Genomic DNA, 3888 nt, shown 5'->3' on the forward strand with positions numbered 1-3888 from the left:
ATTAAGCCGAAAAAAAGACGGGTTTAACTATCCCGCACCTCAAACGATGTCCTATAAAGAAATAGAAACGATTTTCAAGGAAAAATTAAATCAAATAATTGAGGAATAGAAATCGTGCGTTATGCGATTATTATCGAAAAATTGCGATGCCGAAGGCACTGCGTAGCAGCACGCCGATTTTGTAGGGTGCGTTAACGTAGTGTAACGCACCGCTAACTTTAATCATCGTGGGTTATCAATCAAGATAGATTATGATCTGAAATAGCAAACAGTACAAACCCTTGAATTTCCCATGACATTGACAACTGAGGATACTCAAGACAACCAACAACAGATACTCACTGAGTTACGAGAATTAAAAAAGTAACTTGAGCAATTTAACTAAAAATTCGATAACTATCAAAAAGCTACACAATGGGTAGTTCAGTTAGCATTTAGCTTAATTGCAGCCGCTACTGTAACTGTGATTGTCTCAACTGTGCTAGGTAATACTAAATCCGTTGAGTATAGGCTACATATCAGGATAGGCAAGAGGAGGAATAAATAATCAGTCTTTAATAACCGGATTTAGTAAGTACCTAAGCAAAATTAATTATGCAAGAACTCTAGTAATCAGTGGACATCTTCAATAATTAAGATTTTAGCTTGGTTGAGAGTTTGAACATTTGTACTAAAATTTCCAAGACGCAGTTTAAATCCCTGACAGCTTATAAACTTGAAACTTTAGCGGCTTAAATCGCACCATTGAGGGGAAATCCCCCTTAACTAGGTACGGTAAGCCCCTAGGAGCCGACGAACTGGTCAATCTAGAATAATCTCTAGAGTATAAAAGTAATCTCTTATAGAAAATGCAGCCAACCAATCCACAACAATTTACAGAAAAAGCTTGGGAGGCAATCGTCAAAACGCCGGACATTGCCAAACAGAACAGCCAGCAACAAATCGAAAGCGAACATCTAATGAAAGCCCTTCTTGAACAGGAGGGATTAGCGGGCAGTGTCTTTAGTAAAGCTAATATTAGTCTAGCCCGTTTGCGGGATCGAACCGATGACTTTATCCGTCGTCAACCGAAAATCTCTAACCCCGGCGACTCGATTTATTTAGGTCGTAGTTTAGATAGTTTACTCGATCGAGCGGAAAATTATCGCCGAGAATTTGGAGATGACTTTATCTCGATCGAGCATTTAATTTTAGGTTACGCTAAAGATGATCGCTTCGGGAAAAATATTTTTCAAGAATTCGGACTTACCGAAAACAAACTCAAAGAAATTATTCAACAAGTCAGAGGTAGTCAAAAAGTGACCGATCAGAATCCAGAAGGCAAATACGAAGCCCTAGAAAAATACGGACGGGATCTAACCCAATTGGCACGGGAAGGTAAATTAGACCCAGTAATTGGACGAGATGACGAAATCCGTCGCACGATTCAGATTCTCTCGCGTCGGACTAAAAATAACCCGGTTTTAATCGGGGAACCGGGAGTAGGAAAAACCGCCATTGTCGAAGGATTAGCCCAGCGGATTATTAACCGCGATGTGCCAGAATCTCTTTTAGATCGGACTCTCATTTCTCTCGATTTAGGCGGCTTAATTGCGGGAGCAAAATATCGCGGAGAGTTTGAGGAAAGATTAAAAGCTGTCCTCAAGGAAGTCACCGATTCCCAAGGCAATATCATCATGTTTATTGACGAAATTCATACCGTTGTCGGTGCGGGAGCCACTCAAGGGGCAATGGATGCGGGCAATTTATTAAAACCAATGTTAGCCCGGGGTGAATTGCGTTGTATTGGGGCCACTACCCTCGATGAATACCGCAAATATATCGAAAAAGATGCGGCGTTAGAAAGACGCTTCCAAGAGGTTTTAGTAGATGAACCAAATGTGGTCGATACTATTTCGATTCTTCGCGGTCTTAAAGAACGTTATGAGGTGCATCATGGCGTAAAAATTGCTGATAATGCTTTAGTGGCAGCGGCACTGCTTTCTAATCGTTATATTAGCGATCGCTTTTTGCCCGATAAGGCCATTGATTTAGTTGATGAAGCGGCGGCCAAATTGAAAATGGAAATCACTTCTAAACCGGAAGAACTCGATGAAATTGATCGCAAAATTCTCCAGTTAGAAATGGAAAGACTTTCCCTACAACGGGAGTACGATCCAGCTTCGCGAGAACGGTTAGAAAAGTTAGAAAAAGAACTGGCTAACCTCAAGGAAGAACAATCGGGATTAAATGCCCAATGGCAAGGAGAAAAAGAGATTATCGATAGAGTTCGTGGAGTTAAAGAAGCGATCGAACAAGTTAATCTAGAAATTCAACAGGCCGAACGAGATTATGATTATAATCGGGCCGCCGAATTAAAGTTCGGAAAATTAACCGATCTGCAGCGGCAAATGTCCGCCCTAGAAACTCAATTGGCCGACAAACAAACCACCGGCAAAAGTTTATTAAGGGAAGAAGTTCTCGAATCGGATATCGCCGAAATTATCTCGAAATGGACGGGAATTCCTCTCAATAAATTAATCGAATCGGAAAAAGAAAAACTCCTCAATTTGGAGGACGAATTACACGAAAGTGTCATCGGTCAAGAAGAAGCAGTCACAGCCGTAGCCGAAGCGATTCAACGTTCCCGCGCTGGTTTATCAGATCCCAACCGTCCCACGGCCAGCTTTATTTTTCTCGGTCCGACGGGTGTTGGTAAGACAGAATTAGCGAAAGCTCTAGCACGCAATCTCTTTGACACGGAAGAGGCTCTAGTTCGCATCGATATGTCGGAATACATGGAAAAACACAGCGTTTCCCGTCTCATGGGTGCGCCTCCGGGATACGTCGGCTACGATGAAGGAGGCCAATTAACCGAGGCAATCCGGCGTCGTCCCTACTCTGTCATCCTCTTTGATGAGATTGAAAAAGCCCATCCCGACGTTTTTAACGTTATGTTACAAATCCTTGACGATGGGCGCTTAACCGACTCTCAAGGTCATCTGGTTGATTTCAAAAATACCATCATTATTATGACCAGTAATATCGGTTCTCAATACATTTTAGACGTGGCTGGTGATGAGTCTCGTTACGAGGAAATGCAGGCACGAGTGATGGAAGCAATGCGGAATAGTTTCCGTCCCGAATTCCTCAATCGTATCGATGAAACGATCATTTTCCATAGTTTACAAAAAGCGCAACTGCGATCGATTGTCAAACTACAGACAGCCAATCTCAGTGATCGCTTGATGGAACAAAAATTAGCCCTGAAACTTGCCGATATTGCCCTCGATTATCTAGCAGAAATTGGTTACGATCCAGTGTACGGTGCGCGACCCCTAAAACGGGCAGTACAAAGATATGTGGAAACTCCGATCGCTAAGGCAATTCTGCGCGGCGAATTTAAAGGGGGAGACACGATTTTTGTCGATGTGGCCGATGAAAGATTGACCTTTAAACGGTTAGCTTCCCCGGTAGTAACTGCTTAATTAAGTAGGGTTGGCTGAAAATTACTAGAAGCCTTACTAGAAAACGGTTTTGGGACTTTTTTAGTCAAAAAAGTCCCAGAGACAAACGTTGAGAAATCGATCCGAGGGACTTTAAAACCTTGCACTTTCCAGAGGCGAACGCAAAGCGCTCGCCAGATGAAATTGAGAAACTAAGCCACGAAACTACCATTTTGCCAACTGTGTGGCTCCTAAATTCCCCCTGGGGACTTTTTCAGCAAACCCTAGATCGTGATATTGGCCTCTTTCAGTTTACAGGCAGCGATCATCGGAAATTTTGGGTCTGAAACCCCGCCGTTCTAGGTTGGCTTTACGTTAGAATTAAAAGGCCAGTCTCGAAAACCAAGTGGACGGCGCAGCACCTTGAAAACTCGGCTTAGGGGGTTCCGACCAGAAAAGCTTG

1 protein-coding gene and 1 pseudogene are annotated in these 3888 nt (G+C 42.9%); both read left to right on the forward strand.

The genetic code is table 11. The features are described 5' to 3' along the window. Nucleotides 1-397: 397 nt before the first annotated feature. Nucleotides 398-547, forward strand: a pseudogene (locus O9323_RS22975) (ssr2422 family thylakoid membrane protein); the annotation flags it as partial. 301 nt (nt 548-848) lie between these two features. Beyond that, entirely contained in the window at nt 849-3467 is a 2619-nt protein-coding gene (gene clpB, locus O9323_RS20220; RefSeq protein WP_069474593.1) for an ATP-dependent chaperone ClpB, read from the forward strand. Nucleotides 3468-3888: the final 421 nt, after the last annotated feature.

The organism is Microcystis sp. LE19-131.1A (genome assembly GCF_027532015.1).
GTDB classification, from domain to species: Bacteria; Cyanobacteriota; Cyanobacteriia; order Cyanobacteriales; family Microcystaceae; genus Microcystis; species Microcystis ichthyoblabe_A.

What these genes read in the sequence shown, in the direction of transcription:
- clpB (WP_069474593.1), top strand. Translation starts at nt 849, where the DNA reads ATGCAGCCAACCAATCCACAACAATTTACAGAAAAAGCTTGGGAGGCA.